This is a genomic window from Megasphaera massiliensis (assembly GCF_000455225.1).
Classification (GTDB): domain Bacteria; phylum Bacillota; class Negativicutes; order Veillonellales; family Megasphaeraceae; genus Megasphaera; species Megasphaera massiliensis.
In genome coordinates this window covers 1,143-1,946 of the sequence record NZ_HF954554.1, presented here as the reverse complement: position 1 = coordinate 1,946, position 804 = coordinate 1,143, and the positions used below count along the sequence as shown (strand labels likewise).

Genomic DNA, 804 nt, shown 5'->3' with positions numbered 1-804 from the left:
GCTTATGCTACAATCCTTCTTGACGCGAATGCCAGAATCCATTAAAGTTAAGAATAAGAACTGGAATTGAAGTGCATAACCAAATAGATCAACTTTCTTATCAAGAGCAGGCGGAGGGACTAGCCCGATGAAGCCCGGCAACCGGCGTAAGCACGGTGCTAATTCTTGCGGAGACCAATGGTTACAGGTTTCTGAGAGATGAGAGAGGCGGAAGCTTTATTTCTTGAGCGTACGACCTTTTCTCACTGCAGAAAGGGTCTTTTTTGCGCTTTAAATACCCAGACTGAGATAAGGGAGTGAATCGTATGCCGATTAAAGTGCCAGATCATTTACCAGCGAAAGAAGTATTGAACAACGAAAACATTTTTGTGATGGATGAGAGCACCGCGTACCATCAGGATATTCGTCCTTTACGAATTGTTATTCTGAATCTGATGCCGACCAAAGAAACGACCGAGACGCAGCTTCTGCGCCTGATCGGCAACACGCCGCTGCAAGTGGAGGCGGTATTGCTCCATCCGAAGACACATACGTCGAAGAACACGTCGGCGGATCATCTGGAGTCCTTTTACAAAACCTTCGACGAAATTTCCCATGAGTATTATGACGGGATGATCATAACCGGTGCGCCGGTCGAGCATTTGAATTTCGAAGATGTCAACTATTGGGATGAGCTGAAGGACATTATGGAATGGAGCAAAAAACACGTTAACTTCGACTTTCCATATCTGTTGGGCCTCGCAGGCGGGACTCTACCATCATTACGGCGTTCCGAAATATGAGCTTGACGATAAAATTTTCGGC

General features: G+C 46.1%; 1 protein-coding gene, 1 pseudogene and 1 riboswitch. The gene and the pseudogene both read left to right on the top strand.

Translation table 11 applies throughout. The features are described 5' to 3' along the window. The first annotated feature begins 94 nt into the window (after positions 1-94). Positions 95-205: riboswitch (SAM riboswitch) on the top strand. A gap of 100 nt (positions 206-305) precedes the next feature. Then, positions 306-653 (top strand): annotated as a pseudogene (locus tag TX77_RS10770) (homoserine O-acetyltransferase/O-succinyltransferase family protein); the annotation flags it as partial. A 73-nt stretch (positions 654-726) separates the two neighbouring features. Next, on the top strand, positions 727-804 hold a 78-nt coding region (locus tag TX77_RS14390; RefSeq protein ID WP_420891013.1), incomplete at its 3' end, for a homoserine O-acetyltransferase/O-succinyltransferase family protein.